The 17,451-nt window shown below is 72.3% G+C and carries 16 protein-coding genes; 7 read left to right on the forward strand and 9 right to left on the reverse strand.

Going from position 1 to position 17,451, the window contains the following annotated elements; genetic code table 11:
• Positions 1–71 precede the first annotated feature (71 nt).
• Positions 72–1,046 (reverse strand): carbohydrate kinase family protein, encoded by a 975-nt coding sequence (locus tag H297_RS0109305; protein ID WP_027736812.1) that lies wholly within the window; start codon positions 1,044–1,046, stop codon positions 72–74.
• A gap of 274 nt (positions 1,047–1,320) precedes the next feature.
• Between H297_RS0109305 and H297_RS35485 the strand changes: the two genes are divergently transcribed.
• A complete protein-coding gene (locus tag H297_RS35485; protein WP_051351685.1) occupies positions 1,321–2,763 on the forward strand; it encodes a hypothetical protein in 1,443 nt (480 codons plus the stop codon).
• A 160-nt stretch (positions 2,764–2,923) separates the two neighbouring features.
• Here the strand turns inward: H297_RS35485 and H297_RS0109315 are convergent, their stop codons facing one another.
• On the reverse strand, positions 2,924–3,277 hold the full coding sequence (locus H297_RS0109315; protein ID WP_019357422.1) for a HesB/IscA family protein: 354 nt from the start codon (positions 3,275–3,277) through the stop codon (positions 2,924–2,926).
• A gap of 267 nt (positions 3,278–3,544) precedes the next feature.
• Between H297_RS0109315 and nadA the strand changes: the two genes are divergently transcribed.
• Positions 3,545–4,732: a quinolinate synthase NadA gene (nadA, locus tag H297_RS0109320; protein WP_027736813.1), complete on the forward strand. Its 1,188-nt coding sequence runs from the start codon at positions 3,545–3,547 to the stop codon at positions 4,730–4,732.
• Positions 4,733–4,756: 24 nt separating this feature from the next.
• The gene (locus H297_RS0109325; RefSeq protein ID WP_027736814.1) at positions 4,757–5,638 is read left to right on the forward strand and encodes a GNAT family N-acetyltransferase; all 882 of its coding nucleotides are present in this window, start codon (positions 4,757–4,759) and stop codon (positions 5,636–5,638) included.
• A gap of 191 nt (positions 5,639–5,829) precedes the next feature.
• On the opposite strand, the gene H297_RS0109330 is transcribed toward H297_RS0109325, so the two are convergent.
• The 5 genes from H297_RS0109330 to H297_RS0109350 form a co-directional block, all read right to left on the reverse strand.
• Positions 5,830–8,973 carry an efflux RND transporter permease subunit gene (locus H297_RS0109330; protein ID WP_027736815.1) on the reverse strand — a complete coding sequence of 1,048 codons (3,144 nt, stop codon included), beginning with the start codon at positions 8,971–8,973 and terminating at the stop codon, positions 5,830–5,832.
• A gap of 154 nt (positions 8,974–9,127) precedes the next feature.
• Positions 9,128–9,829: a response regulator transcription factor gene (locus tag H297_RS0109335; protein ID WP_027736816.1), complete on the reverse strand. Its 702-nt coding sequence runs from the start codon at positions 9,827–9,829 to the stop codon at positions 9,128–9,130.
• The gene (locus tag H297_RS0109340) at positions 9,826–11,136 is read right to left on the reverse strand and encodes a histidine kinase (RefSeq protein WP_027736817.1); all 1,311 of its coding nucleotides are present in this window, start codon (positions 11,134–11,136) and stop codon (positions 9,826–9,828) included. Before H297_RS0109340 ends, H297_RS0109335 begins: the two co-directional genes overlap by 4 nt.
• 136 nt (positions 11,137–11,272) lie before the next feature.
• A complete protein-coding gene (gene pspAA / locus H297_RS0109345; RefSeq protein ID WP_027736818.1) occupies positions 11,273–11,551 on the reverse strand; it encodes a PspA-associated protein PspAA in 279 nt (92 codons plus the stop codon).
• Positions 11,552–11,596: 45 nt separating this feature from the next.
• Positions 11,597–12,412: a PspA/IM30 family protein gene (locus H297_RS0109350; protein ID WP_037793403.1), complete on the reverse strand. Its 816-nt coding sequence runs from the start codon at positions 12,410–12,412 to the stop codon at positions 11,597–11,599.
• Between the two features lie 274 nt (positions 12,413–12,686).
• On the opposite strand from H297_RS0109350, the gene H297_RS0109355 reads away from it, so the two are divergent.
• Positions 12,687–13,250 carry a DUF3043 domain-containing protein gene (locus H297_RS0109355; RefSeq protein WP_027736820.1) on the forward strand — a complete coding sequence of 188 codons (564 nt, stop codon included), beginning with the start codon at positions 12,687–12,689 and terminating at the stop codon, positions 13,248–13,250.
• Positions 13,247–13,948, forward strand: coding sequence for a class I SAM-dependent methyltransferase (locus H297_RS0109360; RefSeq protein ID WP_078513896.1), 702 nt, complete (start codon positions 13,247–13,249; stop codon positions 13,946–13,948). Before H297_RS0109355 ends, H297_RS0109360 begins: the two co-directional genes overlap by 4 nt.
• Positions 13,949–14,004: 56 nt before the next feature.
• Here the strand turns inward: H297_RS0109360 and H297_RS0109365 are convergent, their stop codons facing one another.
• Both H297_RS0109365 and H297_RS0109370 read right to left on the reverse strand, forming a co-directional pair.
• Positions 14,005–14,442, reverse strand: coding sequence for a hypothetical protein (locus tag H297_RS0109365; RefSeq protein WP_027736822.1), 438 nt, complete (start codon positions 14,440–14,442; stop codon positions 14,005–14,007).
• Between the two features lie 111 nt (positions 14,443–14,553).
• Entirely contained in the window at positions 14,554–14,802 is a 249-nt protein-coding gene (locus H297_RS0109370; protein WP_037793406.1) for a hypothetical protein, read from the reverse strand.
• Between the two features lie 84 nt (positions 14,803–14,886).
• Between H297_RS0109370 and H297_RS0109375 the strand changes: the two genes are divergently transcribed.
• Both H297_RS0109375 and H297_RS0109380 read left to right on the forward strand, forming a co-directional pair.
• Positions 14,887–16,125, forward strand: a complete 1,239-nt coding sequence (locus tag H297_RS0109375) for a bifunctional adenosylcobinamide kinase/adenosylcobinamide-phosphate guanylyltransferase (protein ID WP_027736823.1) — start codon at positions 14,887–14,889, stop codon at positions 16,123–16,125.
• Positions 16,126–16,288: 163 nt separating this feature from the next.
• Positions 16,289–17,392 carry a nicotinate-nucleotide--dimethylbenzimidazole phosphoribosyltransferase gene (locus tag H297_RS0109380; RefSeq protein ID WP_027736824.1) on the forward strand — a complete coding sequence of 368 codons (1,104 nt, stop codon included), beginning with the start codon at positions 16,289–16,291 and terminating at the stop codon, positions 17,390–17,392.
• The last annotated feature ends 59 nt before the right edge of the window (positions 17,393–17,451 follow it).

The raw sequence follows: 17,451 nt of genomic DNA on the forward strand, positions 1-17,451 counted from the left end.
GCCCGGGGCCTCGGCCCCGGTGGTGCCGGTCCTTGCGGCACGGTGGCGTCCTGACCGGGTGGTGCCGGCCGTCAGACCAGGTGGGCCTGGACCTCGGTGGCGGCGTCGTGGCCGTAGGCCTTGGTGAAGCGCTCCATGAAGTGGGCGCGCTGCAGCTCGTACTCCTGCGTGCCGACCGTCTCCACCACGAGCGTGGCCAGCATGCATCCGACCTGCGCGGCGCGCTCCAGGCCGACGCCCCAGCTCAGGCCGGACAGGAAGCCCGCGCGGAAGGCGTCGCCGACGCCGGTGGGGTCGGCCTTCTCCCGTTCCTCCGCGACGCCGACGACGACGGGGTCCTGGCCGGCCCGGTCGATGCGGGCGCCCCTCTTCCCGAGCGTGGTCACGCGGGTGCCGACCTTCTGGAGGACCTCCTCGTCGCTCCAGCCGGTCTTGGTCTCGATGAGCTCCTTCTCGTACTCGTTCGAGAACAGGTAGGTGGCGCCCTCGGTCAGCTGCCGGATGCCCTCGCCGTCCATGCGGGCGATCTGCTGCGAGTAGTCGGCGGCGAAGGGGATGCCCCGGGTGCGGCACTCCTCGGTGTGCCGGATCATGCCCTCGGGATCGTCGGCTCCGATCAGGGCGAGGTCGAGGCGGCCCACCCGGTCGGCCACGTGCTTCAGTTCGATGTGCCGGGCCTCGCTCATGGCGCCGGTGTAGAACGAGCCGATCTGGTTGTTGTCCTGGTCGGTGGTGCACACGAAGCGCGCCGTGTGGGCCACCTCGGAGATGCGGACGGACTCGGTGTCCACGCCGTGGCGTTCCAGCCAGGCGCGGTACTCCTCGAAGTCCTCCCCCGCGGCGCCGACAAGGACCGGCCGGGCCCCCAGCTGGCCCATGCCGAAGGCGATGTTGGCGCCGACACCGCCCCGGCGGATCTCCAGTCGGTCGACGAGGAAGGAGAGCGAGACCGTGTGCAACTGGTCGGCGACCAGTTGGTCGGAGAAGCGCCCCGGGAAGGTCATCAGGTGGTCGTTTGCGATGGAGCCGCAGACTGCGATACGCACGACGAATTCTGCTCCTGAGAGACATCGGGTACCTCCGTACGCCCAGCGCACGGAGGAAAGGCGCCAGCAACGCTACCCGCTGGACCCGCCGAGTCGAACAGGACACAATCACCTCATAGCACATCCTTTCGGACCCTTCGCCGGTACGTCGAGCGTGCAGCGGGCCCGTCGGCGGGGAACCGTCCGCTCCCCCGTCCCGTCCCACTCACGTCCCCCGCATGAGGGGGAACGGCCTGAGCGGAGTCTCAGGGACGCGGAGTCAAAGGAGTTTTCGGTGAGTACAGACCAGTCCCCCAGGACCGAGGACCGGCCGGCACGCCGGAGCAGGCGACGGCAGGCCGCAGTCGTCTCCGTGGCCGCCGCGGTCCTGCTGGCCGGCGGGGGCGGTGCGTACTGGGCGTCCACCGCCTTTTCCGACAGCACGGACGACTCGGACGGCGCGGCAGCCGGCGGCAACCCGCCCAAGCTGGCACTGGACGGCACCGCCGCCTCCGCACACGACGACAAGGGCATCGCACCCGGCGAGCCCATGGGCCCGCACGGCTACCGCGCCGAGGGCAAGCTGCCGGGTGGCCCCGACTCGGCCGCCGTCCGCCGCACCGGCCACGAGGTGAGCAAGGCGCAGGCGACGAAGCTGGCCGAGGCGCTGGAGATCAAGGGCACCGTCACCGCCGACGACGGCCGCTGGCGGGCGGGCGGCAGCGACCGGGACAAGGGCCCCAGGCTCACCGCCGAGCGCGGCAAGGACGGCGGCGCCTGGACGTACCAGAACGGCACCACCGTGCCGCTGGACGCCGACGCCTCCCCCGAGGCGCAGCCCGATCCGGACGGCAAGCCGCTCTCCGAGAAGAAGGCGAAGGACGCCGTACGTCCCGCCCTGCGCGCACTCGGCATGAAGGACGCCGGCCTGAAGGCCACCTCGCCCGTCGGCGGGACCCGCACGGTGACCGCCTCCCCCAAGGTCGACGGGCTGCCCACACACGGCTGGGACAGCACCTTCGTGGTGGACGGCAAGGGCGCGGTCACCCGGGCGCAGGGCAGCTTCAACCAGACCCGCAAGGGCGAGGCGTACCCGGTGATGAGTGCCACCGCGACGCTGGACCAGCTGAACAAGGCCAGCCAGTCGCGCGGCGGCTCCCGCACCACCACGAGCGGGGGGAAGGACGAGCCGGCCGGTGTCGGTGACGCCACCTTCGGCCTGTCGCTGGAGCGCTCGCACGGGGAGCCGCTGCTCGTCCCGGCGTGGCTGTACGAGGTGCAGCGGCCGGGCCACGGCGGCGACATGGAGGTCACCCACCCCGCGGTGGACCCCCGCTATCTGAAGCCCGCGAAGACCTCCGGGCACCAGCCCTCGAAGCCCGGCGAGGGCCAGGGCAAGGAACACGGCAAGGGCGACACCGGCGCGGGGCACGGCACGGGTTCCGCCCAGGCGATCGAGTCGTACGCGGAGGACGGGCGCACGCTCAAGCTCCGCTTCTGGGGCGGGGTGTGCCACACCTACAAGGCGACGGCCGACGAGTCCGGCTCCTCGGTGAAGGTCAAGCTCGACGCCGAGAAGAAGAAGGGCAAGAACGTCTGCGTGAAGATCGCCAAGCGGCAGACCGTCGAGGTGAAGCTCGACAAGAAGCTCGGTGACCGTACGGTCGTGGACGCCCGGGACGGCGAGAAGCTGCCGCACAAGGCGTCCGACCGGTCGGCGGAGCACACGTCCGGCTAGCACGTCCGGCTAGTCCGCAGAGCACCACCGGCGGCCGGCCGCCGGCTGCCGGTGGAGCGGAAGCCGTCCGGAACCGACAAGGGCGGCGGACTCCTGGTGGGGGGAGTCCGCCGCCCTTGTCATGCCCGGAGGCGCCGCACGCCGGGTGCGGCCGCCCGGATCAGTTGAAGGAGTCGCCGCAGGCGCAGGAGCCGGTGGCGTTCGGGTTGTCGATCGTGAAGCCCTGCTTCTCGATGGTGTCGACGAAGTCGATGGAGGCGCCACCGAGGTAGGGGGCGCTCATCCGGTCGGTGACGACCTTGACGCCACCGAAGTCCTTGACCACGTCGCCGTCGAGCGAACGCTCGTCGAAGAAGAGCTGGTACCGCAGGCCCGAGCAGCCACCCGGCTGGACGGCGACGCGCAACGCCAGGTCGTCGCGGCCCTCCTGCTCCAGCAGGCTCTTGACCTTCGCGGCGGCGGCGTCGGACAGGATGATGCCCTCGCTTACAGCGGTCTCGTCCGAAACGGACATCTGCTTCTCTCCCGGGTTGTACGGACTGCTCTCTTACCGTCGGCTCAACCGACGGCATCCCGGATTCATTCCAGGAGTGGTCACTTCATGCTCGCACACCGCCGAAGCGATCGGGAATGCGTCACATCGACGCGATCGGCATCGTCAAAGTGACGTGAAGCCGCTATGATAGATAACGTCACTTAGACGAAAAGCCGGTTCGTCCCGGCTGTCGGGTGGCCCAGGACGATCAGAACACCGACAGAGCCGACAGAAAGGGCTGGTCCTGTGAGTGCCACCCAGCCGCTGGACGTGCAGCCGAGCGCGCTCGCGCTGCTGCTGCTCGGCCGCGAGGCCGACCCCAGGAGCGAACGCGGGGTCGAATGCCCCGGCGACCTCCCCGCCCCCTCCGACCCGGACCTGGTGGCCCGGGCACGCGCCGCGAAGGAGAAGCTCGGCGACCGCGTCTTCGTCCTCGGACACCACTACCAGCGCGACGAGGTGATCGAGTTCGCCGACGTCACCGGCGACTCCTTCAAGCTGGCCCGGGAGGCCGCGGCCCGCCCCGAGGCGGAGTACATCGTCTTCTGCGGCGTGCACTTCATGGCCGAGTCCGCCGACATCCTCACCTCCGACGCCCAGCAGGTCGTGCTGCCCGACCTGGCCGCCGGCTGCTCCATGGCCGACATGGCCACCGCCGAGCAGGTCGCCGAATGCTGGGACGTCCTGACCGAGGCCGGTGTCGCCGCGGCGACGGTGCCCGTCGCCTACATGAACTCCTCCGCCGACATCAAGGCCTTCACCGGCCGGCACGGCGGCACCATCTGCACCTCCTCCAACGCCCGGCGCGCCCTGGACTGGGCGTTCCAGCAGGGCGAGAAGGTGCTGTTCCTGCCCGATCAGCACCTCGGCCGCAACACCGCCGTCCGCGACATGGGCATGTCCCTGGACGACTGCGTCGTCTACAACCCGCACAAGCCGGGCGGCGGCCTGCCCCCCGGGCAGCTCCGCGACGCGAAGATGATCCTGTGGCGCGGCCACTGCTCCGTGCACGGCCGCTTCTCGCTCGACTCCGTCGAGGACGTCCGCGCGCGCATACCCGGCGTCAACGTGCTCGTCCACCCCGAGTGCCGGCACGAGGTCGTCGCCGCGGCCGACCAGGTGGGCTCCACCGAGCACATCATCCGGGCCCTGGAGGAGGCTCCGGCCGGTTCCAGGTGGGCGGTCGGCACCGAACTCAACCTCGTGCGGCGGCTGGCCGACCGCTTCGGCGCCGCCTCGGCGGGCGGCAAGGAGATCGTCTTCCTCGACCGCACCGTCTGCTTCTGCTCCACCATGAACCGCATCGACCTCCCCCACCTCGTGTGGGCCCTCGAATCCCTGGTTGAGGGGACCGTCGTCAACCGCATCCAGGTCGACGCCCGGACCGAGAAGTACGCCAAGCTGGCGCTGGAACGGATGCTGGCGCTCCCCTAGGAGCACACCGGTAGCCTGCGGCGCATGCTGCTGCGACCCGTCCGGGACACCGAAGAAGACGCAGAAACCGTACGGAAGCTGAGCGAGGCGGCGTTCGGGGCCTCCCACGCGCTGAAGGGAGACACCCCCGGGCCGTCGCCGTCGGCCGCGCGGGCGGGCCGGAGCCGCGAGAAGATCCGGCACATCGCGCGGCACGACCCCGCGGGAAGCTGGATCGCCGAGGACGAGGCCGGGCAGGCCGTCGGAGCGGCACAGTCCCACATCCGCGAGGGCACCTGGGGGCTCGCCCTGCTCGTCGTCCTGCCCGGAACCCAGGGCAAGGGCGTGGGACGTGCCCTGCTCCAGCGCGCGCTGGAGTACGGGCGCGGGTGCCTGCGCGGAATCATCTGCTGTTCGCGGCACCCCGCCGCCGCGCGGGTCTACCGGCAGGCCGGGTTCGAGCTGCACCCCACGGTCCGGATGCGCGGGGTCGTCGACCGCGACAGGTTGGGGGCGCTCGACGGTGCGGCCGTGGCAGGGTCGTCGCGGGACCAGGACATGCTCGACTCCGTCGACCGGCGGCTGCGAGGTGGGGCGCACGGGCCCGACCACGCGTATCTGATGCGGCACCATCGGCTTGTCGTCGCGGACGACCTGGCCGGGAGCGGGTACTGCTACATCGGTGACGACGGCAAGGTCGCCTTGCTCGGTGCGACGTCGCGGCGGCTGGCCACGCGGGTGCTGAGCGCGGCGTTGCTCGGGGTGGACGAGGGGGTTGTCGTGGAGGTGCACGACGTCACCGCGGAGCAGCAGTGGGCTGTCGACGTGGGGCTCCGAGCCGGTCTGGAGCTCCGCTCCGAGGCCTTCGTCTGTTTCCGGGGTATGCGCCCCCCGGCCCCCTACATCCCCTCCGGCGCCTTCCTCTAGCCCCTTGCAGCCGTTGGGGAGGAGCCGCGCCGACGCCCGTCCGGCGGGGACGAAGGGGTTGGGGCGGAGCCCCGAGAATGAGAGGTCATCGGGGCCGGGGCCCCGAGCAGTGGACAAGGGGAAGCAAAAGCGCGGGCGCCCCCGCCATGAGTGGGAGTCATGACAGGGGCACCGTGGTGGACGGGAAGCGGTCAGGAGGAGGCGGAGGTCTCCACGAGTGGGGACTCGCGGCTCGCAGGGGACTCCCCACCGCCCGGCGGACCGCCTCGCTTGGCGGCCTTCTTCGCAGCACGCCGTTCCTTACGGAGCTCCACCATGGCGTACAGGGTGGGCACCAGCAGAAGGGTGAGGAGGGTGGAGGTGATCAGCCCACCGATCACCACCACGGCCAACGGCTGCGAGATGAACCCGCCGTCACCGGTGACGGCGAGCGCCATCGGCGTCAGCGCACAGATGGTGGCGAGGGCCGTCATCAGGATGGGCCGCAACCGGTGCCGGCCCCCCTCGACGACGGCGTCGATGACGCCGTACCCCTGCCGCCGGTACTGGTTGATCAGATCGATCAGCACGATGGCGTTGGTGACGACGATCCCGATCAGCATCAGCATGCCGATCATCGCCGGGACCCCCATCGGGGTACCGGTCAGCACCAGCAGGCCGAGGGCCCCGGTGGCGGCGAACGGGATGGACACCAGCAGGATCAGCGGCTGGATCAGCGACCGGAAGGTCGCCACCAGCAGCAGGAAGACCACGGCGATGGCCGCCAGCATGGCCAGCCCGAGCGAGGTGAAGGCCTCGTCCTGGTCCTGGGAGAGCCCGCCGATCTCCGCGGTCGCGCCCTTGGGCAGGTCCAGGGAGTCGATCTCGGACTGGAGCGCGGTGCCGACCGCGCCGGTGTTCTCCCCGGTCGGCTTGGCCGTGATCGTCGCAGCGCGGGCACCGTCGATGCGGGTCATCTGGACGGGCCCGTCGACGGTGCGGACGTCGGCGACCTGCCCGAGGGTGGCCTTGCCGAGCGGCAGCTTCTTGAGCTGGGCGACGGTCTCGGCGGGCTGCGGGGAGCGGACCACCACGTCGCGTTCGGTGTCGTCGAGCACGGCGGTGCCGGACTTGGTGCCGGTCACGGCCTGGGTGACGGCCTGCCCGAGCGCGGCGTCGTTCAGCCCGTACTTCGCGGCGGCCGGTTTGGCCTTGACGGAGATGCGGGGTACGGACTGGGCGAGGTCGGACTGGACGTCGGTGACGTCGTCCAGCTTCGCGACCTTGGCGCGCACCTGCTCGGAGGCCTTCTTGAGCACGTCCTGGTCGCCGGCCTTGACGACGACGCTCAGGTCCTGGCCGCCGAAGCCGTCGTCGGCCCCGACGGTGGTGTCCCCGATGGCGGGGCCGAGCTTGTCGAGCCCGTCGTGGACGGCCTTCTCGACCTTCGCGCTGTCCGCGGACTCCTTCAGCTTGACCTGGTAGGAGGCCTGGTTGGCGCCGGTGCCGCCGCCGAAGGCGGCCATCAGCCCCGCGGAGCCGACGGTGACCTGGTAGTCCTCGACGCCGTCGACGCCGGAGAGCACCTTCTCGACCCTCTTGGCCTGGGTGTCGGCGGCGTCCAGGCTGCTGCCGGGCGGCAGCTCCTGCTTGATGGAGAGCTGCTGGGTCTCGCCCTGGTCGAAGAAGTTGGTCTTCAGGAGCGGGGCCATGCCGAAGGTGGCGACGAGGACGACGACGGCGATCAGCAGGCTGGTGAGCCGGCGGCGCGTGGCGAAGCGGAGGACCGGCACGTACAGCTTCTGCAGCGGGCTGTGCGACTCCTTCTCCTCCGACTTGCGGCGCTGTTCGGCCGGGTCGAGCCCGCGCAGCGCCTTGGGGGCCCGCAGGAACCAGTAGGACAGGACGGGCACGACCGTCAGCGACACCAGCAGCGAGGCGAGCAACGCGACGGTGATGGTGAGGGAGAAGCCGCCGAAGAGGGCGCCGACCATGCCGCCGACGAACGCCATCGGCAGGAAGACCGCCACGGTCGTCAGCGTGGAGGAGGTGATCGCCCCGGCGACCTCCTGGACGGCGTCGAGGATGGCGGTGGTGCGTTCCTTGCCGTACGCCAGGTGCCGTTTGATGTTCTCCAGGACGACGATGGAGTCGTCCACCACGCGGCCGATGGCGATGGTCAGGGCGCCCAGCGTCAGCATGTTGAGCGACAGGTCCTGCGTCCACAGCACGATCAGCGTCAGCACCACCGACAGCGGGATGGAGACCGCGGTGACCAGCGTGGAGCGCAGCGACAGCAGGAAGACGAGGATGACGACGACGGCGAAGACCAGGCCGAGCATGCCCTCGGTGGTCAGCGAGCTGATCGAGTCGGAGACCTGCGGGCCCTGGTCGGACACGACGGTCAGTTCGGCGCCCTTGCCGAGGTCGTCGCGAAGCTGCGGCAGCTTGTCCTTGACGGCGTCGGAGATGTCCACTGCGCTGCCGTCGTTGTTCATGGTGACGGAGACGGAGAGGCTGCGCTGACCGTTGGTGCGGGTCAGCGAGGTGGCCTTCTCGGGGCTCTCCTGGACGGTGGCGACGTCGCCGACGGTGACCGGCCCCCGCCCGCCCTTGCCCGGGACGGCCAGGTCCTTGATCTCCTTGAGGGAGGTGAAGCCGTCACCGACCTGGACGGTTCTGCTCTTGCCGCCCTCGTCGAAGGAGCCCGCGGGCAGCGAGGCACCGCCCGCCTGGAGGGCCTTGGACAGGTCGGCGGGGCTCAGCCCGGCCGCGGCCAGCTTCCTGGTGTCCGGGGTGACGGCGACCTGGAGGTCCTGCACCCCGTCGACGGTGACCTGGCTGACGCCGTCGATGTCCTTGAGCACCGGCACCACGGAGGTGTCCAGCGCGTCGGCGAGGGCCTGCTGGTCCCTGCCCTCGGCGGAGGCGGCGAGCACCACGGTCGGGATGTCGTCGGTGCCGCCGGAGACGACCTGCGGGTCGACGCCGTCGGGCAGCTCGGACCGGGCCCGGTTGACGGCCTGCTGCACGTCGGCGACGGTCTGCTCGGAGCCGTCGCCGTAGTCGAACTGCGCCATGACGACGGCGGAGCCCTCGCTGGCGGTGGAGTTGACGCCGGTGACACCGTCGACGCCCTGGATGTTCTCCTCCAGGGGTTCGACGACCTGTTGCTCCACCACGTCGGGAGATGCGCCCTGGTACGGCGCGATGACCGAGACCATGGGCAGGTCGATGGAGGGCAGCAGCTGCTGTTTGAGCTGCGGAACGGCGATGGCGCCGAAGACGACGGCGACGAGCGCCATCAGACCTATCAGCCCACGTTGGACGAGGCTGAGGCGGGACAGCCAGGACATGGTTGCCGGGTCTCTCTCTCGGGAAGGGGTGGAGCTGGTGCTGCCGCCCTGCCGGCAGACACCTGTACCGCCTATACCTTCACCCACGTTCGGCGCCCAGGTGTCCCCCGCAGGTCCCCTTCTGCCGCCGCCCGCGTACTCCGCCCGGAGTACGTCAGCGGCCTCCTTCTCCACCGCAGGGCCGCACCAGCCCCGTCTCGTAGGCCGCCACGACCAGTTGGGCGCGGTCGCGGGCCCCCAGCTTGGCCATGGTGCGGTTGACGTGGGTCTTGATGGTGAGCGGGCTGACGTCGAGGCGGGCGGCTATCTCGTCGTTGGACAGCCCGGCCGCCACCCGGGACAGCACCTCGCGTTCGCGTGCGGTCAGCGCCGCCAGCCGCGCCGGCTCACCGTCCTCCCCGGTGCGGTCGTCCGCGTGCGGGGCGGCGCTCTGGGCGAGGAACTTCGCGATCAGCCCTTTGGTCGCCACGGGCGACAGCAGGGCCTCGCCGGCGGCTGCCGTGCGGATGGCGGCCAGCAGTTCCCCCGGCTCGGCCCCCTTGCCGAGGAATCCGCAGGCACCGGCGCGCAGCGCCCCGACGACGTACTCGTCCACCTCGAAGGTGGTGAGGATGACGACGTGCACATCGGTCAGATCCGGGTCGGTGCTGAGAGCGCGGGTGGCGGCCAGCCCGTCGGTGCCGGGCATCCGGATGTCCATCAGCACCACGTCGGCGCCCTGTTCGCGGACCACGGCCACCGCCTCGTCCCCGTCGGCCGCCTCGCCGACGACCTCCATGTCGGGCTCGGAGTCGACCAGCACCCGGAAGGCACTGCGCAACAGGGCCTGGTCGTCGGCGAGTACGACTCGGATCATGCGGGGGTCTCCTTGCGGGGCACCGGCGTCCTGAGCGGCAACCGTACGTGGACCCGGAAGCCGCCGTCGGGCAGCGGCCCGGTCTCGCATGTGCCGCCGAGCGCGGCAGCCCGCTCCCGCATCCCGACCAGGCCGTGCCCGCCGCTCTCCCCCTCGGGGGCAGCATCCGCGGTGCCGGCGTCTCCGGGCGCGCCGTCCTCCAAGGTGCCGTCCCGGGGGCCGCCGTCGTCGGTGACGGCGATGTCCAGCGCATCCCCGTCCCGCCGGATGCGCACCTGCGCACGGGCGCCGCCGCCCGCATGCTTGTGCACGTTGGTGAGCGCCTCCTGGACGACCCGGTAGGCCGTCAGATCCACCGCCGAGGACAGCGGGGCGGCGCCCTGGCCGAGCGCCGGTGCCGTGAGGGAGACGGACAGCCCCGCGTGCCGGAAGCCGTCCACCAGGTCCTCCAGCACCTCCAGGCCGGGTGCCGGCTCGGTCGGGGCGGTGCTCTCCCCGGACTGGCGCAGCAGCCCGACGGTGGTCTGGAGCTCCGCCAGCGCGTGCCGGCTGGCGTCCCGTACGTGGGCGAGGGCCTGCTTGGCCTGGTCGGGCCGCAGGTCCATGACGTGCGAGGCGACCCCGGCCTGGACGTTCACGAGTGCGATGTGGTGGGCGACCACGTCGTGCAGCTCCCGGGCGATGCGCATGCGCTCCTCCGCCACGCGGCGGCGGGCCTCCTCCTCGCGGGTGCGCTCGGCGCGCTCGGCGCGCTCCCGGATGGCGGCGACGAAGGCCCGCCGGTTGCGGACGGCTTCTCCGACGGCGGCGGCCAGCGCCGTCCAGGCGAAGATCCCGAGGTTCTCCTGCGCGTACCAGGGCCGGGCCCCGAAGATCATCGCCGCAGCGGTGAGTGCCCCGACGGTGAGGGCGCCCGCCCGCCAGCTCGTACGGCGGTCGGTGGTGTTGCTGACCGTGTACAGGGCGATGACCGGGGCCATCACGAGCGAGGCCTGCCGGTCGGATCCGGCGTCCGATCCGGGGTTGCCGGCGATCAGGGCCACGACGGAGATCAGCCCGGTGAGCAGCAGCACCGGCACCGGAGCGCGGCGGCGCAGTGCCAGCACCGTGCAGCTGAGCACGGCCAGCAGCGCCGTCGGCACCGTGATGTCACGTTCGGCGAAGCTGGGCCGCCCGTCCGGGCCGTGCGGCTCGATGACAGAGCCCAGCAAAATGCAGACGCACGCGCCCGCGGCGACGAGGGCGTCGACCGCGTAGGGGTGTGCGCGCAGGCGCTCGCGGATCTCGCGCAGTGACACAGCAGACACCGTGGCCCGGCTCTCCCGGTCTGTCCGTCCGGAGCGTCGGTGCTCCTCCGGAGTTCTTCGTAGGGGCGGTGGGAACGAGGGCAGAGTCAGCGGTGTGCGGCGGCGAGGCGGTGCGGGAAGGGGAAGGGCGGCGGAGTCAGCCGGGGATGAGTCCGTCGTCGCCCAGCATCTCCCGCACCTCCTCCAGGCTCGCCTCCGGCGCGGGCAGGATCAGCTCGGAGGGCTCCAGAGCGTCGTCCGGCAGCGGGCTGCCCAGCCTGCGCACGGCGTCCAGGAGGGCGCCGAGAGTGCGGCGGAAGCCCGCCTCGTCGCCGGTTTCCATCTCCTTCAACAGCTCGTCGTCCAGCTTGTTGAGCTGGACGATGTGGCTGTCGTCCAGCTTGACCTGGCCTTCGCCCATGATCCGCACGATCATGTCGCTCTCCTCCTCGGGCTGCGGGGGATGCCGCTCACGCCCGGCTCACTCCTTGTGGAACCGGGGCGTGTCCTGCTGCTGGGCGTTGCTCGCCTGTCCCCCCTGCGACCGGTCCTGGCCCTGACCACCCTCGATGGCCTGCCGTTCGTCACCGCTGCCGCCCGAGAGCTCGGCCTTCATCCGCTGGAGCTCCAGCTCCACGTCGCTGCCGCCCGAGAGGCGGTCGAGCTCGGCGGTGATGTCGTCCTTGGCCGTGCCGGACGGGTCGTCCAGGGCCCCGGAGGCCAGCAGCTCGTCGATGGCGCCGGAGCGGGCCTGGAGCTGGGCCGTCTTGTCCTCGGCCCGCTGGATGGCCATGCCGACGTCGCCCATCTCCTCGGAGATGCCGGAGAAGGCCTCCCCGATCCGGGTCTGGGCCTGGGCTGCCGTGTAGGTGGCCTTGATCGTCTCCTTCTTGGTGCGGAACGCGTCCACCTTCGCCTGGAGGCGCTGCGCGGCCAGCGTCAGCTTCTCCTCCTCGCCCTGGAGGGTCTGGTGCTGCCCCTCCAGGTCGGTGACCTGCTGCTGAAGGGCCGCCTTGCGGGACAGCGCCTCCCTGGCCAGGTCCTCACGGCCGAGGGCGAGGGCCTTCTTGCCCTGCTCCTCCAGCTTCGAGGACTGCCCCTGCAACTGGGTCATCTGCAACTCGAGGCGCTTGCGGGAGGTCGCGACATCGGCGACGCCCCTGCGCACCTTCTGCAGCAGTTCCAACTGCTTCTGGTACGAGTAATCGAGCGTCTCGCGCGGGTCCTCGGCCCGGTCCAGGGCCTTGTTGGCCTTCGCGCGGAAGATCATCCCCATACGCTTCATGACACCGCTCATGGGCCTCGCGCGCCCCCTTCGTAACGGACTCAAGCCCTCGGCACATCTACTGGACCCCAGAGTACGGGGCCCTCTTCCATTACCGCACCGTTCGGGCGCCGATGTGCTCCTCCGTGAGGACGATCAGCAGCGTCTTGCCTCCGGCGCAGGGAGTAGGCGTTTCTCGGTGGTGAGGCCGCTGCTGCCGCTGCCTCACCCCAGGGGCTGGGGCCCACTCCCACCCACACCGTACTCTTGAGGTGTGTTCCGTAGCCGTTCGAAAGACGGGCAGGCCGTGAAACCCCAGACGGGTCACGCCGAGCCCCCTCAGCCCCGCGACCCGCAGGCACCCAAGGGCCGCCCCACTCCCAAGCGCAACGAGGCGCGCGGGCCGCGCCGCAGCATGTCCTCAGGGCCGGTGAACCGCAAGGACGCCGCCAAGCGCCAGCGCGAGGCCCGCAGGGCCGACATGGCCAAGCAGCGTGAGGCCCTCGCCGGGGGTGACGAGCGCTATCTGCCCGCCCGGGACCGGGGCCGGGTGCGGCGGCTGGCCCGCGACTTCGTGGACGCGCGCTTCAGCGTGGCGGAGTTCTTCCTGCCGCTGGCCGTGATCATCCTGGTCCTCCAGATGCTGCCCTCGTTGCAGCTGAAGAACATCTCGCTCTTCCTGTGGCTCCTGGTGATCCTGCTGATCGTCATCGACTCGATCGGCATCTCCATGCGGCTGAAGAAGAAGATCCGCGAGCGCTACCCGGACGACAACCACCGGGGCGCCATCGCCTACGCGCTGATGCGGACCCTCCAGATGCGCCGGATGCGCCTGCCGAAGCCGCAGGTCGCACGCGGCGAGAAGCCCTGATCCGGCAGGAGCTGGTCGCCCGGCAGCTCGAGGAGCGGATCGCGACGCACTTCGAGGTGGGGCGCCGGCTGCGGGTGCTGGACGTCGGGCTGGGTGACGGCGCGCAGGCGCTGCGGCTGGCCCGCGGCGGACACCAGGTGACGGGGCTGGAGCCCGACCCCGAGCGGCTCGCGGCCTTCACCGCGGCGCTGGCGGCGGAGCCGGAGGGGATACGGGCGCGGACCCGTGCGCTGGCCGGCAGCGGCCAGGACACGGGGGCGCACTTCCTGCCCGGCACCTTCGACGTGGTGCTCTGCCACGACGTGCTCGACGGTGCGAAGGACCCGGACAGCACGCTGGCCGGGCTCGCCCGGGTGCTGGACGGCGGCGGCCTGCTGTCGCTGGTGATCCCGAACGTGACGGCCCGCGCGATGCGGCCGGGGCTGACGGGGGACTGGCGGGCCGCCAGGGCGGCGCTGACGGCGGAGCCGGCCGAGGGCGACCGCGTCCTGCAGCTTCCCGTGCTGACCTCGTTCCTCGCCCGGATCGGGGTGCCGAGGGAAAGCTGGTACGGGGTGGGTGTCTTCACCGCGGGCGGGCTGTTCCCGGAGACCGGCGAGACACCGGCCCAGGCTCTGGACGTGGAGGAACGCGCCTGCCGGACGGACCCGTACCGAGGCGTGGCCGCGTCGCTGCACCTGTTCGGGGTACGCGGCTGAGGCCGTTCGAGAAGGGGTACGCGCCCTGAGCGCGTACCCCTTCGGCTGTGAGGGCGCTAGGCCGTCGGCAGCTGGGTCTCCGGCGGGTCGCGGAGCTCTATGTCGGCCAGGTCGATGCCCTGCTCATGGGCCAGGTGCGCCAGGGTCTCGGCGCGGGCCTCGGCAGGGGCGTCGGTGTCGATGAAGGCGCCCAGCCACTCCCCCGTACGCCGGTTGTAGGCGAGCCGGCGGGCAGCGGCCTGGCTGGAGATGGTGCCGGTCTCCTCCACCGCGAAGTCCGTCCCGATGAGCGCCTTGCCCACGTGGGACGCGCAGGCGTCCATGAAGCGGGGGCTGGGGCGCTCGTCGCCGCCGTAGAAGAAGGCCTCGATGACCTCGGGGCCGCGTACCGACCGCTCGGCGAAGATCCCCGCCTTCTTCAGCGAGTCCAGTGTCTGCTCCCTCTTATCGGCCGGGCCCCGCAGGGCCACGTACACCGCACCACGTACGTCCATGGGCACCGAGGGTAGTGGTTCGCCGGACGGGCGCGCGCCAAGGAGCGAAGGTGGCACCGGAGTTGAGGGGGCACGCCCGGCCCCGGGCGGTTGCGTAAGGTCGGCGGCCCGTCACTCTCCGTCGGCGTCCGGGGCGGCGGGCTCGCTCTCCTCGCCCACGGCGGCGTGCAGGCTCATCGGGCCGTACACCGTGCTGCCGTCCTCCTGGAGGGTCACCTGATCGGTGCCGCCCTCCAGCAGCTCCCGCCACACCTCGCCGATCCACGACTCGGCATCCGACTGGGTGGGGAACTCCTCGGGCTCGACCGCCGGTTCCGTCTGCGCGCCGTCCGCCTTCTCGAACCGCCACGTCCACGCCATCGATGCCTCCGTCAGATCGGCAGTTGCTCCCGGAAGCGTAGTCCCCCGTGCGCGTCCGGCGGCAGGCCGGGAGACGATCGGAGGGTGGAACTGACTCTGCTCGGCACCGGCTCCTCCGTCGGCCTCCCCCGGCCCGGCTGCCCCTGCGCGCGCTGCGCCGCCGCGACCGGCACCCGGGCCCGCGCCGCGACCTCGCTGCTGGTGGACGGCACGCTGCTGCTCGACCTCACCCCGGGGCCCGCCTTCGCGGCCGCCCGCGCCGGACAGACGCTCAGCGGCGTACGGCAGGTGCTGCTCTCCCACCCGCACGACGGGCCCGCGCTGGAGGTGCCCGCCGGGCTGCCCTCGCCCGTGCGGGTGCCCGAGCGCCAGGAGCTGGCTTTGATCAGCGGGCACCGGGTGCGGGCCCTGGCGCTGGACGCGCCCGGCACCGGCTACCTGGTGACGGGGCCGGACGGGCGGCAGGTGCTCTACCTGCCGCCGGGCGCCGCACCGGCCGGCCCCGGCGGGCCCGGTACGGGCGAACCGAGCGGCCGGGGCGAGCACGGCGGGCCGTGCGACATGGTGCTGCTGGACGTGCTGGGCCGGCCCGACGCGCTGGCCAGGCTGCGGGAGAGCGGCACCGTCGGTGCGGCCACCGACGTCCTGGCCGTCCACATCGGGCACGGCGTACCGCCCGGTCCCGAGCTGCACCGGCGGGTGGCGGCGGTGGGGGCGCGGGCCGTACCGGACGGTACGACGCTGGCCGTCGGCGCGTACGACAGCACGCTGGACGTGCCCGAGATCCCGCGCCGCACCCTGGTGCTGGGCGGTGCCCGGTCCGGCAAGTCGGTGGAGGCCGAACAGCGCCTCGCGGCCTTCCCCGGCGTGGTCTACGTCGCCACCGGCGGCACCCGCGCCGACGACCCCGACTGGGGCGCCCGGGTCGCCGAGCACCGCGAGCGGCGGCCCGCCTCCTGGCGCACCGAGGAGACCTGCGACCTCGTCCCGCTGCTGGAGAGCGACGGGCCGCCGCTGCTGATCGACTGCCTGTCGCTGTGGCTGACCCGCACGATGGACGAGATCGAGGCCTGGGACGACACCCTGTGGGCCCGCGGCGGTGCCACCGCGCTCGCCGAGCGGGTGGCCGCGCTGGTCGCCGCGGTACGGGCCACGCCCCGGCGGATCGTGGCGGTCAGCAACGAGGTCGGCTCCGGGGTGGTGCCCGCCACCCCGGCGGGGCGCCGCTTCCGCGACGAACTCGGCCGCCTGAACGCGCGGTTCGCCGACGAGTGCGAGCACGTGGTGCTGACCGTGGCGGGCGTCGCCCTGCCCCTGCGGTGAGCGGTACGGAGTCGGCCGCGGCCGGCCCCGGGCCGGGGTGGTCCCGCCGCACGGGGCGCCCCGTGAACCGCGGGTGCCCCGACGTACGGGACGCCCGCGACGTGCGGGACGCAGCCGAAGCCAGGGGTGAAGCGCGCGGGTCACTCACGTACGCTCCCCCACCATGAGCGAGCGCAGCAGCCTGGACCTTGACGACTTCTCCGACCTCATCGAGCGGCCGCACGGCGCGCTGCGGCGAGAGGCCGAGGAACGCCGGACGCGCACCGGACTGCCCCCGCAGGCGCTCGGACGCCTCGACGATGTGGGGGAATGGCTCAGCTCCGCGCAGAACCAGGTCCCCGTACGGCCGGTGGCCAACCCACGACTGGTGATCTTCGCCGGCGACCACGGCGTCGCCGAACTCGGCGTCTCCGCGCGCAAGGCCGGAACCGCGCACGAGCTGGTGCGCGAGACGCTGGCCGGCGCCTCCCCCGCGGCCGTGCTCGCCCGCCGCTTCGAAGTGCCGGTGCGCATCGTCGACATGGCGCTGGACTGCGACCCGGGCGACCTGCCCGCCGAGGTCACCCGGCACCGGGTCCGCCGCTCCGGCGGCCGCCTCGACATCGAGGACACGCTCACCGAGCAGGAGGCGGAGGAGGCGTTCCGGGCCGGTGCGGCCCTCGCCGACGAGGAGGCCGACGCGGGCACCGATCTGGTCGTCCTCGGCGACCTCAGCGTCGGCGGCACCACCGCGGCCGGCACCCTGATCGCCGCGCTGTGCGGCACCGACGCGTCCGTCGTGACGGGCCGCGGCGGCGGCCGCATCGACGACCTGACCTGGATGCGCAAGTGCGCGGCCATCCGGGACGGGCTGCGCAGGGCACGGCCCGTGCTGGGCGACCAGCTCGCCCTGCTCGCCACCGTCGGCGGCGCCGACCTGACGGCCATGACCGGCTTCCTTCTCCAGTCCGCGGTGCGGCACACCCCCGTCGTCCTCGACGGTGTCGTCTCCGCCGCCTGCGCGCTGGTCGGACAGCGGGTGGCCTTCCGCGCGCCCGACTGGTGGCTCGCCGGGCACGCGGGGAGCGAGCCCGCCCAGACCAAGGCGCTCGACCGGCTCGCCGCGGAGCCCCTGCTGGAACAGGGGGTCGCCCTCGGCGGCGGCACCGGCGCCCTGCTGGCGCTGCCGCTGGTGAGGGCAGCGGCAGCCTTGGCAGCGGAGCTCCCCCTCCAGGACCCCGCCTCCGGGGACGTCCCCCAGGACGACAACACCTTCGACGCCACCTGACCCCGCAGGCGCCCCGCCCCGGGCGGCGCCTGCCCCGGGGCCGGTGGTCCGCCGGGCCA

The sequence above is a fragment of the Streptomyces sp. CNT360 genome, from assembly GCF_000424785.1.

Coding starts and splice junctions, on each gene's coding strand:
- H297_RS0109350 (WP_037793403.1), bottom strand. CDS start 12,412: ATGAGCGGTGTCATGAAGCGTATGGGGATGATCTTCCGCGCGAAGGCC.
- H297_RS0109365 (WP_027736822.1), bottom strand. CDS start 14,442: ATGGACGTACGTGGTGCGGTGTACGTGGCCCTGCGGGGCCCGGCCGAT.
- H297_RS0109380 (WP_027736824.1), top strand. CDS start 16,289: ATGAGCGAGCGCAGCAGCCTGGACCTTGACGACTTCTCCGACCTCATC.
- pspAA (WP_027736818.1), bottom strand. CDS start 11,551: ATGATCGTGCGGATCATGGGCGAAGGCCAGGTCAAGCTGGACGACAGC.
- H297_RS0109330 (WP_027736815.1), bottom strand. CDS start 8,973: ATGTCCTGGCTGTCCCGCCTCAGCCTCGTCCAACGTGGGCTGATAGGT.
- H297_RS0109325 (WP_027736814.1), top strand. CDS start 4,757: ATGCTGCTGCGACCCGTCCGGGACACCGAAGAAGACGCAGAAACCGTA.
- H297_RS0109370 (WP_037793406.1), bottom strand. CDS start 14,802: ATGGCGTGGACGTGGCGGTTCGAGAAGGCGGACGGCGCGCAGACGGAA.
- H297_RS0109335 (WP_027736816.1), bottom strand. CDS start 9,829: ATGATCCGAGTCGTACTCGCCGACGACCAGGCCCTGTTGCGCAGTGCC.
- H297_RS0109315 (WP_019357422.1), bottom strand. CDS start 3,277: ATGTCCGTTTCGGACGAGACCGCTGTAAGCGAGGGCATCATCCTGTCC.